This is a genomic window from Nocardia sp. NPDC057668, from assembly GCF_042799795.1.
Taxonomy (GTDB): Bacteria; Actinomycetota; Actinomycetes; order Mycobacteriales; family Mycobacteriaceae; genus Nocardia.
In genome coordinates, this window is the sequence record NZ_JBHVIC010000009.1 from 104,016 (window position 1) to 118,954 (window position 14,939).

The 14,939-nt window shown below is 70.8% G+C and carries 15 protein-coding genes and 1 other RNA gene; 6 read left to right on the forward strand and 10 right to left on the reverse strand.

Annotation, left to right across the window (positions count from 1 at the left end; genetic code table 11):
* Positions 1-26: 26 nt before the first annotated feature.
* The 3 genes from ACFVBH_RS38490 to rnpB all read right to left on the reverse strand — a co-directional run bounded on the left by ACFVBH_RS38490 (position 27) and on the right by rnpB (position 2,722).
* Entirely contained in the window at positions 27-1,487 is a 1,461-nt protein-coding gene (locus ACFVBH_RS38490; RefSeq protein ID WP_379010996.1) for an RNB domain-containing ribonuclease, read from the reverse strand.
* A 15-nt stretch (positions 1,488-1,502) separates the two neighbouring features.
* Positions 1,503-1,712, reverse strand: a complete 210-nt coding sequence (locus ACFVBH_RS38495) for a hypothetical protein (protein WP_354990620.1) — start codon at positions 1,710-1,712, stop codon at positions 1,503-1,505.
* Positions 1,713-2,311: 599 nt separating this feature from the next.
* Positions 2,312-2,722: RNase P RNA component class A (gene rnpB / locus ACFVBH_RS38500), an RNA gene on the reverse strand.
* A gap of 30 nt (positions 2,723-2,752) precedes the next feature.
* On the opposite strand from rnpB, the gene ACFVBH_RS38505 reads away from it, so the two are divergent.
* Positions 2,753-3,640, forward strand: a complete 888-nt coding sequence (locus ACFVBH_RS38505) for an alpha/beta hydrolase (RefSeq protein ID WP_379011006.1) — start codon at positions 2,753-2,755, stop codon at positions 3,638-3,640.
* An 85-nt stretch (positions 3,641-3,725) separates the two neighbouring features.
* Here ACFVBH_RS38505 and ACFVBH_RS38510 read toward each other — a convergent pair whose 3' ends face one another.
* Positions 3,726-4,994, reverse strand: a complete 1,269-nt coding sequence (locus ACFVBH_RS38510; RefSeq protein WP_379011010.1) for a bifunctional RNase H/acid phosphatase — start codon at positions 4,992-4,994, stop codon at positions 3,726-3,728.
* Entirely contained in the window at positions 4,952-5,689 is a 738-nt protein-coding gene (locus ACFVBH_RS38515; RefSeq protein WP_379011012.1) for a zinc ribbon domain-containing protein, read from the reverse strand. Before ACFVBH_RS38515 ends, ACFVBH_RS38510 begins: the two co-directional genes overlap by 43 nt.
* Before the next feature lie 169 nt (positions 5,690-5,858).
* On the opposite strand from ACFVBH_RS38515, the gene ACFVBH_RS38520 reads away from it, so the two are divergent.
* Positions 5,859-6,302 carry an OsmC family protein gene (locus tag ACFVBH_RS38520; protein WP_379011016.1) on the forward strand — a complete coding sequence of 148 codons (444 nt, stop codon included), beginning with the start codon at positions 5,859-5,861 and terminating at the stop codon, positions 6,300-6,302.
* A gap of 20 nt (positions 6,303-6,322) precedes the next feature.
* On the opposite strand, the gene ACFVBH_RS38525 is transcribed toward ACFVBH_RS38520, so the two are convergent.
* Entirely contained in the window at positions 6,323-7,450 is a 1,128-nt protein-coding gene (locus ACFVBH_RS38525) for a Nif3-like dinuclear metal center hexameric protein (protein WP_379011021.1), read from the reverse strand.
* A gap of 31 nt (positions 7,451-7,481) precedes the next feature.
* Complete coding sequence (gene cobC / locus ACFVBH_RS38530; protein WP_354990614.1) at positions 7,482-8,522, reverse strand: Rv2231c family pyridoxal phosphate-dependent protein CobC; 1,041 nt, start codon at positions 8,520-8,522, stop codon at positions 7,482-7,484.
* Between the two features lie 43 nt (positions 8,523-8,565).
* Here cobC and ACFVBH_RS38535 point away from each other — a divergent pair, with 43 nt between their 5' ends.
* Both ACFVBH_RS38535 and ACFVBH_RS38540 read left to right on the forward strand, forming a co-directional pair.
* A complete protein-coding gene (locus tag ACFVBH_RS38535; RefSeq protein WP_354990613.1) occupies positions 8,566-9,051 on the forward strand; it encodes a low molecular weight protein-tyrosine-phosphatase in 486 nt (161 codons plus the stop codon).
* 20 nt (positions 9,052-9,071) lie between these two features.
* On the forward strand, positions 9,072-9,956 hold the full coding sequence (locus ACFVBH_RS38540; protein WP_379012114.1) for an SURF1 family protein: 885 nt from the start codon (positions 9,072-9,074) through the stop codon (positions 9,954-9,956).
* Positions 9,957-10,071: 115 nt separating this feature from the next.
* Here ACFVBH_RS38540 and ACFVBH_RS38545 read toward each other — a convergent pair whose 3' ends face one another.
* Positions 10,072-10,401, reverse strand: a complete 330-nt coding sequence (locus ACFVBH_RS38545; protein ID WP_379011024.1) for a hypothetical protein — start codon at positions 10,399-10,401, stop codon at positions 10,072-10,074.
* A 130-nt stretch (positions 10,402-10,531) separates the two neighbouring features.
* On the opposite strand from ACFVBH_RS38545, the gene ACFVBH_RS38550 reads away from it, so the two are divergent.
* Both ACFVBH_RS38550 and sigJ read left to right on the forward strand, forming a co-directional pair.
* Entirely contained in the window at positions 10,532-11,473 is a 942-nt protein-coding gene (locus ACFVBH_RS38550; protein ID WP_379012118.1) for a cobalamin biosynthesis protein, read from the forward strand.
* Between the two features lie 214 nt (positions 11,474-11,687).
* Positions 11,688-12,644 carry an RNA polymerase sigma factor SigJ gene (gene sigJ, locus ACFVBH_RS38555; RefSeq protein ID WP_354990610.1) on the forward strand — a complete coding sequence of 319 codons (957 nt, stop codon included), beginning with the start codon at positions 11,688-11,690 and terminating at the stop codon, positions 12,642-12,644.
* A 117-nt stretch (positions 12,645-12,761) separates the two neighbouring features.
* On the opposite strand, the gene ald is transcribed toward sigJ, so the two are convergent.
* Both ald and ACFVBH_RS38565 read right to left on the reverse strand, forming a co-directional pair.
* Positions 12,762-13,871 carry an alanine dehydrogenase gene (gene ald, locus ACFVBH_RS38560; RefSeq protein ID WP_379011031.1) on the reverse strand — a complete coding sequence of 370 codons (1,110 nt, stop codon included), beginning with the start codon at positions 13,869-13,871 and terminating at the stop codon, positions 12,762-12,764.
* Between the two features lie 236 nt (positions 13,872-14,107).
* Positions 14,108-14,884: an MBL fold metallo-hydrolase gene (locus ACFVBH_RS38565; protein ID WP_379011032.1), complete on the reverse strand. Its 777-nt coding sequence runs from the start codon at positions 14,882-14,884 to the stop codon at positions 14,108-14,110.
* Positions 14,885-14,939: the final 55 nt, after the last annotated feature.

A 14,939-nucleotide genomic window follows, 5' to 3' on the forward strand; every position in this document is an offset into this window, starting at 1 on the left:
CGGAAACCGTCTCGCGGCCACGGCTTCTAATCCGGCGGTAGGGCCTGGTAGGCGAAGGTTACGGTGCGGGTTTGGGGGTCGGACTCCAGGAGGTGGACCGTTACCGTCGTGCCTTCGGGCGGGGAGCCCAGGCAGGTCGCCAGGATCGGCGGAGTGGGGATGAAGATCTCGGCGGGGCGGGTCCGGGTCGACTCGCGCAGGACTATCGCCTCGAAGGCCGAGCCGACGCGTTCGGACAGCAGGGTGGACTCGGTCAGATCCACGCAGGCCCGTTCGAGTTTGTTCGCTATCGCGTCGGTGCGGCGCATCGACTCGGCGGCGGCGGTCAGGCCGTCGCGGACCCATTGCGGGACGGGGGTTCCGGCGCATCGGGCCAGGCAGATCTCGGTGGAGTAGCGGTCCGAGAGGCGGCGCAGGGGGGCCGTGACGTGGGCGTAGGGGGCGCCTATCGCGCTGTGCTGCACCGACTCCGGGGTCTGGCCGTTCAGGACCGTGTAGGACGCGCCACGCAGCAGCGTGGTGGCCTCGGACATCAGGACCAGGGCCGCGGGGGTGTTGGGATCCAGGCGGGCGAGCATGCGGCCCACCGACTCGTCCGCGGGCCAGTCCACCCCGACGGCGACGGCGGTGCGGCGCATGGATTCCACGGTCGCCGCGGCGGGCGGGGGCATGGTGCGCAGCAGACCCAGATGGTCGGAATCCTTGGCATCCAGCATGATCCGCGCGGCGGAGATACCGGTCAGCAGGGAGACCTGCTCGTTCCAGTCGTCGGCGTCGGTGCGCGGTTCGAGCACGAGCTGCCAATGGTCGAGGCCCGCCGCGCCGGCCCCGGCCGGATCGGCGCGCACGATCCCCTGCGACGGCAGCCGCAGCGAGATCGCCCCGCGCGCCAGGCCGGACTCGATGCGCAGCCGCCCGAACTCGGGCAGCGCGGCGATCGAGGGGTGCAGGCGCCCGGCGTCGGCATCGGCCTGCACGCCCGCGTAGTCCAGGCGGGCGCGCGAGCGCACCAGCGCGCGAACGACCGTGGCGCGCAGCGGTTCGGCCCGTTCGTCGAGTTCGATGGTCCACAGCGCGGCGGCCCGATCCTGGTCGGGCAGCAGGCTCGCGCCGCCCTCGGACAGCACATGCGGGTGCAGCGGCACCGTGCCGTCGGGAAGATAGAAAGTCTGTCCTCGCGCGAGAGACTCGAGCGCGAGCGGCCCGCCGGGTGCGATGAACGCGGCCACATCGGCGATGGCGTAGTGGAGCAGGAATCCCGTCGCCGTCCGTTCCAGGCACAGGGCCTGATCCAGATCCATGGCGCCGGGGGGATCGATGGTGACGAGGGGGATGTCGGTGCGGTCGAGGCGCTCGCTCGCGAACGCGTCCACCGCGCCGCGCGCCTCCGAAACAGCCTCGGACGGATAGTCCGAGGCCAGTCCGAATTCGGTTCGGACGGCGCCGAAGTCAATCGGCGCCGACACGATCCTTTGATGCAGTTCCACCGGGGAGCGCGGACCCTACTGCAGGGCCAGCATGGTGCCGTTCAGCTGATCGAACGGCCCGTAGACGGTGAAGACGACCCGGCCGCCGGGGTACGTCGAGGACAGAGCCGCCGCCGAATCCAGCGACTGGCCGAAGGAGGCGGCCGAGGGGTGCGGCAGCCCCGCGATGGCCTGCCCGATGTGGGAGTTCGCGACCCACGCGGTATCCGCCGGAGTGAGATCCACCTGCACCCCACCCGGGAGCGGCGTTATCGCCAGCGCCGAGGCAGAACCGGCACCGAGCACAACCGAGACGGAAGCGGCAGCGGCGAGGAGCGCACCAGCTGCCAGTTTGCGAGCAATTCGCATATAGACGAGACCTGCTTTCCGGCGTTCGTTGTTGTCAGGAGTCTGGGGAACCGTCACACCACCGCGACGGAACTTTCCAACGCGCAACACTTTATGACGTCGATCACGTTCAATGCTAGTTCGGCGGCGATCATCTCTACGACACGCCGAGCCGCGCCGACGCATGCCATGTCATGCGTGGCCATTCTTACCGAACACGGCGGATTGTGCACGGAACGGCGCGAGCGGTGTAGCTCACGCCGCCCGGGTCCGGGTGCGCCCGAAATTCTTTCGGTGCCCGGACGGGGCGTGGATTCGCGCGCGCAATTCTCGCGGGCGCGCGCGAGGTCAGAGCAATCGGGTATCAATCGACGGCGTGTGCGGGTGCGCGGCGTTCCCGAACGCGACGCGACCGCACGACCTGGAAAGGGCCGGAGAAACCCGAGGAAAAGCGGCGGCGAAAAATAGCCCGCGCCCCGGAAATGAGCTTCCGGGGGCGGACGAGCCGGTCTGTAAGCCGGATCCTGTACCCGATTCGCATCGGGTGGCGACCATCCATCTGGACACACCGTTGCCGGGTGCCTCGAGCAGTCAACCCGCAAGCTCGGGCGAGCAGCCCTCGAACACCTGCGCAGCCGCACTCTCGCGAGTGCGGCCTTCGACCTTGCTCCGGGCGGGGTTTACCTAGCCGCACCGGTCACCCGGCGCGCTGGTGCGCTCTTACCGCACCGTTTCACCCTTACCGGCGACTTGCGCCGCCGGCGGTTTGTTTTCTGTGGCACTGTCCCGCGGGTCACCCCGGGTTGCCGTTAACAACCGCCCTGCTCTGTGGAGTCCGGACTTTCCTCGACGACGGGCGGCGGCACTCGCGTACCCGTTCCCATCGCCGCGGCCGCCCAACCGACTCGTCCGCGGGCACCAAGGTACCGTAGACCGCCATGGAGCGTGTCGAGGTGGGGTTCCCTTCTGGTGGTGAGCAGTGTGCGGGATGGCTGTATCTGCCGGATGGACCGCCGCGGCCGCGTGCACTCGTGGTGATGGGGCACGGGCTGGGGGCGGACCGGGAAATGGGATTGGATAGGTATGCGCGACGTTTCGCGGCAGCGGGAATGGCGGTGCTGGCGTTCGATTACCGGCATTTCGGCGCCAGTGGCGGGGAACCGCGCCAGCTGATTCATATCGGACGACAGCGCGAGGACTGGCACGCCGCAATTGCGTACGCACGCACGCTGCGGGGTATCGATGCCACCCGGATCGCGCTGTGGGGCAGTTCCTTCGGCGGCGGGCACGCATTGTCGGTGGCGCCGGACGACCATTACATCGCGGCGGTGGTCGCGCAGTGCCCGTTCACCAGCGGGTGGTCCTCGGCGATGGCGAAGGGACCGATCAGTCTCACGCGCACCGGCACTTTGGCGCTGACCGATTTGCTGATCGGCCCGATCATTCGCCGGCCGATCACCGCGCGACTGGCGGGAAAGAAGCATTCGGCGGCGCTGATGAGCGCGGCCGACGTACCCGAGGGATTCGGCAGACTGGCCGAGGAAAGCACGCAGTACAGACCGAAAGTTCCCGCGCGAGTGGGACTGTCGACCCTGTTCGACGCACCGGCGCGGCACACCAAGGACATCAAGGCGCCCGTTTTCTACGCCATCTGCGACAACGACAGCGTCGCACCGGCCGGGCCGACCCGCAAAGCCGCCGAGCGCACCAAACACGCTGTGGTCAAGCAGTATCCGATCGGCCATTTCGAAATCTACTTCGATGAATGGTTCGAGAAGGCCGTGCACGATCAGATCGAGTTTCTGACGGCCGTCCTGCGACCGTAGTCCACGTTCGGCGGAACCGGCCGCGGGAGCGCGAGAAACGCGTCGCGGCCGGTTTCGCTGCCGAGCCCGATCGAATGCCCGGCCGCTACAGGTACGACGTGTCGTTGACCAGCCGCACCGAAGCGCCGCCGTCGGGGTAGAACTCGGCGATCGACAGCGAGGCCAGGTCCAGGTGCAGCCGGTACAGCAGCGACGGGCCGACGCCCAGCGCCAGTTGCAGCAGCGTCTTGATCGGCGTGACATGGCTGACCACAAGCACATTCGCGCCCGGGTACAGCGCGACCAGGTCGCGGCGCACCCCCTCCACGCGCTCGCGGACCACGTCGAAACTCTCACCGCCGGGCGGGGGCACCGACGGGTCGCCCAGCCAGCGGGCGTGCAGCTCGGGATCGTGATCCCGGGCCTCGAGGAAGGTGAGTCCTTCCCACGCACCGAAATCCGTTTCGATGAGGCCGTCCAGGACGCGCACGGGCAGGCCGAGCGCCTTGCCCGCGGCCTCGGCCGTCTCGCGGGCGCGGCCCAGCGACGAGCAGACGATGGCGGCGATGTCGCCCTTGCCCCCCAGCATTTTCGCGGCGTTGGCGGCTTGCTCGCGGCCCAGGGCGGTCAGCGGCGGATTGCCGCGCCCGGAGTAGCGGCGGGCCACCGACAGTTCGGTCTGGCCGTGGCGCAGCAACAGCAGGCGGGTGGGGCGTCCGACGGCGCCGGTCCAGCCCGGGGCCGAATCCTTGGCGGCGCGCGGGGTTTCCGTCACCGCGGCGGCGGCCGGCGCCGGATTCGAGAGGGCGTCATCGGCGGCCGAAACCGCGTCCACACCGGCCGATTCGACAGCGGACGCCGATCGGATCGCGGCACCGCCGGCCGCAACCGCATTGTCGGCCAGGGCGTCCCGGACCTCTCCCACGAGGTGCGCGTCGTCCATGGCGTCGTTGGCCAGCCGATCGGCGTGTGAGTTCTCCTTGCGCGGAATCCAGGTGAAGCTCACCCGGTCGAATCCGGCGACCAGGCGCCGGGCGCGGTCCGCGAGCGGAATCATGGCCGCGTGCTTGACCTGCCAGCGCCCGGACATCTGCTCGACCACCAGTTTGGAGTCCATGCGCACGGACACCTCGCGCGCGCCCAGCTCGGCGGCGGCTTCCAAACCCGCTATGAGACCGCGGTATTCGGCCACATTGTTGGTGGCGACCCCGAGGTATTCCTTGCGCTCGGCGAGGACGCCGCGATGCGAGTCGAACACCACCGCGCCGTACCCGGCCGGCCCGGGGTTGCCCCGCGAACCGCCGTCGGCCTCGACGATCACCTTGTCCACGGTCAGAGTCCGGAGTGCTTGGTGCGCACCATGATCGCGCTGCATTCGGGGCAGCGCACGACCACGTTCGGGGCGGTCTGGCCGATGCGGGAGATCTCGCCGCGGTCGAGTTCGATGCGGCACGCGCCGCAGCGGCGGGCCTGCAGCAGGGCCGCGCCGACGCCGTTGGCCAGGCGCTGCTTGTCGTAGACGGCGAGCAGGTCGGCGGGGAACAGACCGGTGAGGGCTGCGCGATCGGATTCGCAGCGCTGCTGGGCCACATCCAGATCGGCGACGGCGTCATCGCGGCGGCGTTCGGCGTCGACCAGATCGTCCTGCGCCTTGTCCAGGTTCGCGCCCGCGTGATCGTGTGCGGCGGAGGCGGCCTCGCGCTGCTCCATCACATCGATCAGTTCGTCCTCGAGGACCTTGCGACGGCGTTCGAGGCTGGTGAGCTCGTGCTGCAGTTCCGAGAGCTGCTTGGCGCCGACCGAACCGCCGGTCAGCAGGCCGCGATCGCGGTCCTCGCGCTTGCGGACGGCGTCGATCTCGCCTTCCAGCTTGCGGGTGTCGCGGTCCAGATCGTCGATGCTGATCTCGACCTTGACCGCCTCGTCCTTGCGCGCGGTGCGCTCGGCCTCGAGCCCGCGCACCTCCTGCTCCTCGGGCAGCACCTTGCGGCGATGCTCGATCCGGGTCAGTTCGGCGTCGACGGCGGCGAGGTCGAGCAGCTTGGACTGGATCGAAGGTTCGGCATTCAACGCGGAAGGTCTCCTGGACGCTATGGACGGATCAAGACGCCAAGCTTAGCCGCCATCGGCGCACCCGCCGCCCAACCCCACGGCAACCTGGACATTCGCCCGCCGATAGCGGGTGACCGGGCGAAGAATCGCCGGTTGGATCCCGCCGGAATGTGACTAGGGTCGGGATATGGGTCACGTTTACGAGATCGAGGTGACATGGTCCGGGGAAACCACGGGTTACCGGTCGTACTCGCGCAATCACGAGCTGCTGACGGCCGGGCGGCCGCCGATTCTGGCCACCTCGGATCCGAAGTTCCGCGGTGACACCGACCGGTGGAATCCGGAGCAGCTGCTGGTCGCGTCGCTGTCGGACTGTCACATGCTCTGGTTCCTGCACCTGTGCGCGGAGGCGGGGGTGGTGGTGACGAGGTATCACGACACGGCCGTCGGGGTGATGGATGACGTGCGGTTCCAGCACGTCACGCTGCGGCCGAAGGTCACCGTCCGGGACGCGAGCATGGTGGACAAGGCCGTTGCCCTGCATGCGGTCGCACACGAGAAGTGCTTCATCGCCAACTCGGTGAACTTCCCCGTCACCCACGAGCCGACGATCGAAGTCACCGGGGCGTAAGGAATTCGGGACGGTCGCGCTCAGCAGTCGGCCGCGCCCAAACTCCATGGGTCCGTGCGGATGTCGGACACCTTGGTCTCCACGCTCGGCAGCGCCGCGCGCACGACGCCTGCCGCCTGTGCGCACCAGGGGAATTCGGTGGCCCAGTGGGCGGCGTCGATCAGGGCGGGGCCGCCCGCGCGCAGGTGTTCGTCGGCGGGGTGGTGGCGCAGGTCCGAGGTGACGTAGGCGTCGACGCCCAGTTTCGCGACGGTGTTCAGGAACGAGTCGCCCGCGCCGCCGCAGACGGCGACCGTGCGGATCAGGCGGTCCGGATCGCCGGCCGCGCGCACGCCCCAGGTGGTGGCGGGCAGTCCGGCGCGCACGCGAGCGGTGAACTCGCGCAGGGTTTCCGGGGCCTCGAGCTCGCCGACGCGGCCGATGCCCAGCGTGGAGGGCAACTTCGCGCGTTCGGTGACGTGATACGCGGGTTCCTCGTACGGGTGCGCCGCGAGCAGCGCGGCCAGGACCGCGGCCCGCTTGGCCGGCGGGGCAACGACGTCGATGCGATCCTCGTCCACGGTCTCGAGTTCGCCGATGGATCCCAGCGCGGGATTCGCGCCGTCCAGGGGGCGGAACTGGCCGACGCCCGGGGCCAGCCACGCGCTGTCACCGTAGTTGCCGGTGGCGCCGGCGCCCGCGGCGAACAGCGCGGCGAGGACGGCCTCGGTGTGCGCGCGCGGGACGGATACCGACCACTTGTCCAGGGCGGCAACCGGTTTCGGCTCCAGCGGGCCGGTCACCGTGATCCCGACGGCCGCGGCCAGGGCATCGGAGACGCCCGGATCGGCGGAATCGGCGTTGGTGTGCGCGGTGAACAGCGCGCAGCCCGCGCGAATCAACCGGTGCACCAGCGCGCCCTTGGGGGTGCTGGCCGCGACCGTGTCGACCCCGCGCAGCAGCAGCGGGTGATGCACGACCAATGCCTGTGCGCCCCAGGCGATGGCCTGATCCACCACCGCGGCGGTGGCGTCGACGGCGAACAGCACCCGGCCCACTTCGTCCGCCGGATCCCCGCTGACCAGGCCGACCGAATCCCAGGACTCGGCCAGGCGCGGCGGGTACGCCGCGTCCAGCGCCGCCACGACATCGGCCAATCGCACAGTCACCACAACCGAACCTCCTCCGCCACAGGCACCGTCACAATCCCAGTTCTTCCACGGCCGCGATCAGCAGATCGACCTCCGCTGCGGGGCGCACGGCCAGCCGCAGGAATCCCGATTCCAATCCAGGGAAGGTATCACCGCGCCGGACCGCGATTCCCTTGTCGGCGAGCTGTTTTCGTAAGAGTTCGGCGTCGGGGACGCGGATCAGCAGGAATGGGCCCGCGGCGGGCTCGTGCACCTCGACGCCGAGTGCGCGCAGGCGCGGGATCATGGCGGCGCGGTCGGCGGCGATGTCGTGCGCCTTACGCTGGGATTCGGCGACCGCGGCCACGCCGCTGGTGGCGATGATGGCTTCCAGTTGCAGGGTGCCCAGCGGCCAGTGCGGGCGACCGTGATTCAGGCGGGCGAGCAGCTCCGGATCGCCGAGCAGGTAGCCGCAGCGCAGGCCGGCCAGCGCCCAGGTCTTGGTGAGGCTGCGCAGCACCAGTACGTCGGGGGCGTCCAGCGCGGCGAGCGATTCCGGTTCACCGGGGATCGCGTCGGCGAACGCCTCGTCGACGACCACGATGCGACCGGGACGCCGCAGCGCCAGCAGTGTCCCGGCCGGGTGCAGCACCGAGGTGGGGTTGGTGGGGTTGCCGACCACGACCAGGTCCGCGGACTCCGGCACCAGCGCGGGATCCAGGACGTAGGGCGGTTCGAGCACGACCCGTTCGACGGGAACCCCGGCTTCGCGCAGCGCGAGCTCCGGTTCGGTGAAGGACGGGTGGATCACCGCGGCCTGCCGCGCGCCCAGCCGCGGCAGCAGCGCGAACCCCTCGGCCGCCCCCGCGAGCAACAGCACGTCCTCGGGCCGGCGGCCGTGCCGGACCGCGACCGCGTGCCGTGCGGCGAGCTCCTCCCCCGCGTCCGGATACTTCCCGAGCTCGCTCAGCCGCGCCGCCAGCCGCGCCCGCAACCACTCCGGCGGCCCGCTGCCCTGCACGTTGACCGCGAAGTCCACCATGCCCGCGTGTACCTCGGCATCGCCGTGATGCCGCAATTTCGTATGGTCCACACCGCTGGTCTCCGGCACAGCGAACACCCTACGTGGCCGGGCTCGAGGGCTACCGGACACAATGGCTGTCGTGGGCGAGCTGCATGTGTCGATGATCTGCACGGGCAATATCTGCCGGTCGCCGATGGCCGAGAAGATCTTCGCCGCGCACCTCGAGCGCGCGGGGCTCGGCGATCGGGTCCGGGTCAGCAGTGCCGGGACCGGGAGCTGGCACGTCGGGGACGACGCCGACTACCGGACCACGGACGAACTGCGGGCGCACGGTTATCCGATCGGGCACGTGGCCGCGGTGATCGGGGACGACCACCTGGACGCGGATCTGCTCATCGCGCTGGACACCGGGCACGAGCGGGCGCTGGCGCGTCTCGGGGTGCCCGCCGAGCGACGGCGGCTGCTGCGGAGTTTCGACCCGGACGCGGACGGGCCCGACGTCCCGGATCCGTACTACGGCGACCGATCCGATTTCGAGCTCGTTCGCGAGCAGATCGAGGCGGCGGTGCCCGGCCTGCTGGACTGGGTGCGCGCGCAGCTGGGTGCGGACGTATGAGCTCCTCGAAGTCCGCGGCCCTGCGCCGGCTGACCTTCCTGCTCCGGCCCAGCTGGCTGATTCTGGCGGTGGTCGTGGCGGGGTTCGCCTACCTGTGTTTCACCGTGCTCGCGCCCTGGCAGCTGGGCAAGAACACCTCGACCGCCGAACGCAATCAGCGCATCGAGGATTCGGTCGATGCCGCGCCGGTCGACGTGCGCGGCATGCTCGACGGCTCCGGGTCCGAAACCGAGTGGCGCCGGGTCACCGCGACCGGAACCTACGTGCCCGAGTCCACGGTGCTGGTCCGCCTGCGCCACCTGTCCTCGGCGCCGGCGTTCGCGGTGCTGACGCCGTTCCGCCTCGACGACGGCCGCACCCTGCTGATCGATCGCGGCCTGATCGCGGCCGTCGACGGCACGCGCGCGCCCCGGGTTCCCGAGCCCCCCGCCGGTGAGCAGACCCTCGAAGCCCGCGTCCGCGCCTCCGAAGGGGTCCCCGCCGACAAGCCGCCCATGACCGAAGACGGCTACCGCCAGGTCTATTCGATCGACACCACCCAGCTCTCGACGTTCCTGAACCTGCCCCTGACCACGGTCCCCACCACCGGCCGCCCCGGCTACCTCCAGCTCGACGAGAACCAGCCCGGCGTCTTCACCCCCGTGGCCCTGCCCCAGCTCGAGGACGGCCCCTACCTCTCCTACGGCCTGCAATGGCTGGCCTTCGGCGTGATGGCCCCCCTCGGCCTCGGCTACTTCGTCTACGCCGAGATGCGCGCCCGCCGCCGTGAACGCGGCGAATCCGCCCCGGCGGCAACGGCACCCACCGCCGCACCGGCCACCGAGCCCGCCGCACCGGCCGCTTCGCCCAAACCTCAAACGAACGAGGCCCGCCTCGCCGACCGCTACGGCGGCACCCGCAACTGACATCGGGCGGTCTCGCCCGAGACCACACGCGTGGCCCGACCCGCAGGCTCACCAGTCCGAACACTCCGTCCCGGCCCACCCACTCGCCGCGAAGGTTCAGCGGACGACGTGCGCCTCAGCGGTAGATGTCGTAGTTGGCCCGGATCTTTCGCAGCAGGTCGTCGAGCTCCGCGGGGAACGTGCAGTCGTTGATGGGGCTGCCCATGCCGCCGCCGAACGGGTTCCGGATTCTGGCGAGAACGGCTGACCGCTCGTCGATGGGGCGGTCCCGCTCGAGCACCTCTTCGAGTGCGGCCAGGGCGGGTTCGAAGTAGCGCAGCAATCCGTCCTCGCAGTAGCTTCCGCTGCGTGCGCGCAACGCCGCGACGGTTGCGGTCAGGTCGGCGAGCAGTTGACGTTCGCGCGCACGATCTTCCGGGCCGGGCGAAGAAATGTCGTCGGTCACGAAGCCACCATGCCACGGCGGGATGGGGAGGACGGGTGGGGCGAAGTCCGCTCTGAGCCTTGCGCGGGAGTGGTTCGGAGCAGTGGATTAGCCTCGGCGGGTGCGTATGGGGTCTGCCGTTGCGGCTGGGATGGTGCTCGGGTTCGCGGTCGATCGTGCGTTGGGAGATCCGCGGCGAGGGCATCCGGTGGCGGGCTTCGGGAACGTCGCGAGCCGGTTGGAACGGGTGACCTACCGCGACGGGCGGTGGGCGGGCGTGGTGCACGAACTGGTGTTGGTGGGCGGGGCGGCCGGGATCGGTGCGGGCGCGCGTCGGGTGGCCGGCGGGGGACGACGCGGGCGCGGCGAGGTCGCCGGGGCGCGGGCCTTCGGGCAGGTGCTGGTGACCGCGGCCGCCACCTGGACCGTGCTGGGCGGGACGACCTTGGCGAAGACCGGGCGGGAGATGGCGGACCTGCTCGAGGGCGGGGACATCGAGGGGGCGCGGGCGCTGCTGCCGTCGTTGTGCGGGCGGGATCCGGAGCTGCTGGACGCCGACGGGCTGGCGCGGGCAGCGCTCGAATCCATCGCGGAGAACACCTCCGATGCGACCGTCGCGCCCCTGTTCTGGGGTGCGGTCGCGGGGGCTCCTGGGCTGTTGGCGTACCGGGCGATCAACACGCTCGACGCGATGGTGGGCTACCGCAACGAGCGGTACTCACGATTCGGGTGGGCGGCCGCGCGCACCGACGACGTGGCCAACCTCGGGGCGGCTCGGGTGGCAGGACTGCTGACCGTGGCGCTCGCGCCGGTGATCGGCGGGCGGCCGCGCGACGCGTGGCGAGCCTGGCGGCGGGACGCGGGCAAGCATCCGAGCCCCAATGCCGGTGTCGCCGAGGCGAGTATGGCCGGGGCGCTGGGGGTTCGGCTCGGCGGGCGCACCGAATACCGGCACGGGATCGAGATGCGGCCGACCCTCGGGGACGGGCCCGCGCCGCGCGTGCCCGACCTGCGCCGGGCCGTCCGTCTGTCCGAGGCGGTCCAGGTCGCCGCCGTCGCGGTGGCGGCCGCTGTCGCCCTCGCACGCCACTGACCCGAATCGGCGCGCCCGGTCGCGGATCAGCGACGTCGAGACGGTCGCCCGACGCCTGGCCGTACGTGACGCCCTCGGAATCGCGGCCGGTGCGATACCGGAGCACATGCCCCCACCCGGACATCTCGCACGGAATGTCACAGTGGTCCGAGCTGTTTCGTCGATTCGGTAGAGGCTCGCCGGGGCGGCGGGTGAGAGCGAAGGGTGAGCGGTGATGAGTGGCGACGAACGACGGGGTGCGCCGGACGCGGGCGAGCTGGCCAGGCAGTTCGAGGAGCATCGGGCATATCTGCGGCGCGTCGCGTACAGCACGCTGGGCAGCCTGAGCGACGCCGACGACGTCGTCCAGGACGCGTGGCTGCGCCTGCAGCGGTACTACGAGACCAGCCCGGAGGGCGCGGAGATCGAGAACCTGCGCGCCTGGCTGACCACCGTCACCGGGCGGCTCGCCCTCGATCATCTGGGGTCCGCGCGCGCCCGGCGCGAACAGTACGTCGGGGAATGGCTGCCCGAACCCGAAGTCACCAGCTGGGACGATCCGGCCGACCGCATCTCGCAGGACGAGCGGGTCACCACCGCGCTGCTGGTGGTCCTCGAGTCGCTGTCGCCGGCCGAGCGCACCGCGTTCGTGCTCCAGGACGTGTTCGGCATGACCGGCCCGGAAGTGGCCGAGGTGGTGGGCCGCACCCCGGCGGCGGTGCGGCAGTTGGCTTCTCGCGCCCGTAAGCACGTCGAGTCCGGCACGCCGCGGTTCCCGGCCAGCCCGGAGGAGCAGGAGAAGGTGGTGTCCGCCTTCGCGGTGGCCTGGCGCTCCGGCGATCTCAGCGCCCTGCTGGGCGTGCTGGATTCCAATGTCACCTTCACCGCCGACGGCGGCGGCAAGGTGCTGGCCTTCCTCGATCCGATGCACGGCGCGGACCGCGTGGCGGAAACCTTCCTGTCCTTCCTGCGGAGCGCGACGGAAGTCGGCGGGGCGTGGGGCCGTTCGGTTCTGGTCAACGGCCGTCCCGGACTGGTCATCTTCGACGGCAAGAACACCGGCGTCTTCGCCTTCACCATCGACAACGGCCGCATCACCAATATCGACGTGGTCCGCAACCCCGACAAGCTGCACAACTTGCCGCTCGACGGCGAACCCGACTGGCCCCTGGGCGAATCCGCGGCGGAGTGAGATCGGGCGTGGACGACGCGGCGCGCGGGCGGTACCGCGCGGCGATCGGCCGCGCCGACCGGCGTCGCTGACAGGGAGCGGTCGTGGGCGGTGTATCGCCCACGACCGCTCGGCCGTTCAGGAAGCCGCGCCCGCCACGGTGTGCAGGCCGTGCGCGGCCGCCACCTCCGGGGAGAACAGCTGCCCCGCGTCGGCGGTGAGCCCCTGTGCCAGACCGGGATCGGCGTCGCACGCCCCGCGCCACCCGCGATCAGCGATCGCCCGCGCATAGGGCAGCGTCACGTTGGTCAGCGCCACCGTGGACGTGTGCGGCACCGCGCCCGGCATGTTCGCGACGCAGTAGAACACCGAATCCGCCACCCGGAAGGTGGGTTCGGCGTGCGTGGTCGGACGCGAACTCTGGAAGCACCCGCCCTGATCGATCGCGATGTCGACCAGCACCGAGCCCGGCCGCATACCCGCGACCATGGTGTCCGGCACCAGTTTCGGCGCACGGGCGCCGGGCACCAGCACCGAGCCGATGACGAGATCCGCGGCCAGTACCGCCTTCTCGACCTCGGCGGCGTTCGACCCGATGGTGCTGACCCGCCCGCCGAAGCGCGCGTCGAGTTCGCGCAGGCGCGCGATATTGGTGTCCAGCACGGTGACTCGCGCTCCCATGCCGACCGCCACCGCCGCCGCGTTGCTCCCGGCCACCCCGCCGCCGAGCACCACCACGTCGGCGGGCCGCGCCCCGGGCACCCCGCCCAGCAGCACGCCTTCCCCGCCGTGCGGCGACATCAGGTGGTACGCGCCCACCTGCGTGCCCAGCTTCCCGGCCACCTCGCTCATGGGCGCGAGCAGCGGCAGCGACCCGTCCGGCCCGCGCACCGTCTCGTAGGCGATGGCGGTGATCCCGGACCGCAGAATCGCCTCGGTGCATTCGCGGGAGGCGGCCAGGTGCAGGTAGGTGAACAGCACCTGCCCGGATCGCATGCGTGAATACTCCTGCGCGATGGGCTCTTTGACCTTCAGGACGAGTTCGGCCGCGTCCCAGACCGCATCGGGCCCCTCGAGGACGCGGGCTCCGGCGACGAGGTAGTCCGCGTCCGCGAATCCCGACCCCGTACCCGCACCGGCCTCGACGACGACCTCGTGCCCGGAACTCACCAATTCCCCGGCGCCGGCCGGGGTCAAGGCGATCCGATCCTCCTGCTGTTTGACCTCCCGTGGAACCCCAATCCTCATACCGCCATCGTGGCCCACCCCGCCGGTCTCCGCCACCATCGCCACGGCCGAACTCGCGGGTAGGCAATCGATCAGCAATCTGATTGTGCGGCGCGCCGATCGGCGCGGGCTCGGGGCGGCTCGAAACCCCGGCAATTCGCTTCTGTTCACCACTAACCATGAAGTAGACGGCATCGGTCACCACCGCCTGGCGCCCGCCGGGCGGCCGGGATGCCGGCCACGCATCGGCGTTCGAGTTATCCGGCGGTTACGGTCAGCGCGACCCCGGGCACCGGAACCCGCAGCCGGTCGGCCAGTCCCGCGTACTCGAAATTTCGGCCCAGGTAGTCCAGGGTCTCGGAGAAGTGCGCCCAGCCCTCACCGTGCACGGGCACGATGACCGCGCCGGGCAGCGCCCGCGCGGCCCGCACCGCGGACCGCCCGTTGAGGGTCACGTCGCTGTCGCCGAACCGATCCACGTTGGCCGCGCCCACATTGAGGATGGCCAGATCGATGCGCCCGACGCGCGCGGCGATCTCGGCGACGAGGTCCACCGAGGCGTTGTCCCCGGACACGTAGACCGTCGGCTGCCCGTCCGCGCTCAGCACGAACCCGGTGACCACCCCGGACAGTGCCTCCGCACCCTCGGGCCCGTGCAGCGCGGGCACCCCGGTCACGGTGACCTCGCCGATCCGCACCGACTCCCAATTGCGGAGCCCCTGAACGTTTTCCAGCCGGCCGGCCGCGTCGGGAGTGGAGAGCACGCGATCCACGGTGCCGAGGAATTCCCGGCCGGAGGTGTCGAGGTTGTCGGCGTGCTGATCGTGCGAGAGCAGCACCGCGTCCACCGGCCCGACCTCGGCCGCGGATACCGCCGGCCCGGTGAGCTTGTGCAGGGTCAGCGGCCCGGGGTAGCTGCCGGGCGCGTCGAACGTCGGATCGGTCAGCCAGGTCAGGTTGCCGTAGCGCAGGCGCACCGTGGGTCCGCCGATGTGCAGGATCTCGAGGGTGGCGGGGGCGATCGTGTTCGTCATGTGCACCAGCCTGCTCCCCGCGATCGGTCCGCAACAGTGGCCCGTGAGCCGCGTA

Bases quoted from the DNA above. Each gene is read 5' to 3' on its own strand.
- ACFVBH_RS38505 (WP_379011006.1), top strand. From the start codon at position 2,753: ATGGAGCGTGTCGAGGTGGGGTTCCCTTCTGGTGGTGAGCAGTGTGCG.
- ACFVBH_RS38510 (WP_379011010.1), bottom strand. From the start codon at position 4,994: ATGCAGCGCGATCATGGTGCGCACCAAGCACTCCGGACTCTGACCGTG.
- ACFVBH_RS38520 (WP_379011016.1), top strand. From the start codon at position 5,859: ATGGGTCACGTTTACGAGATCGAGGTGACATGGTCCGGGGAAACCACG.
- ACFVBH_RS38535 (WP_354990613.1), top strand. From the start codon at position 8,566: ATGGCTGTCGTGGGCGAGCTGCATGTGTCGATGATCTGCACGGGCAAT.
- ACFVBH_RS38550 (WP_379012118.1), top strand. From the start codon at position 10,532: ATGGTGCTCGGGTTCGCGGTCGATCGTGCGTTGGGAGATCCGCGGCGA.
- sigJ (WP_354990610.1), top strand. From the start codon at position 11,688: ATGAGTGGCGACGAACGACGGGGTGCGCCGGACGCGGGCGAGCTGGCC.
- ald (WP_379011031.1), bottom strand. From the start codon at position 13,871: ATGAGGATTGGGGTTCCACGGGAGGTCAAACAGCAGGAGGATCGGATC.
- ACFVBH_RS38565 (WP_379011032.1), bottom strand. From the start codon at position 14,884: ATGACGAACACGATCGCCCCCGCCACCCTCGAGATCCTGCACATCGGC.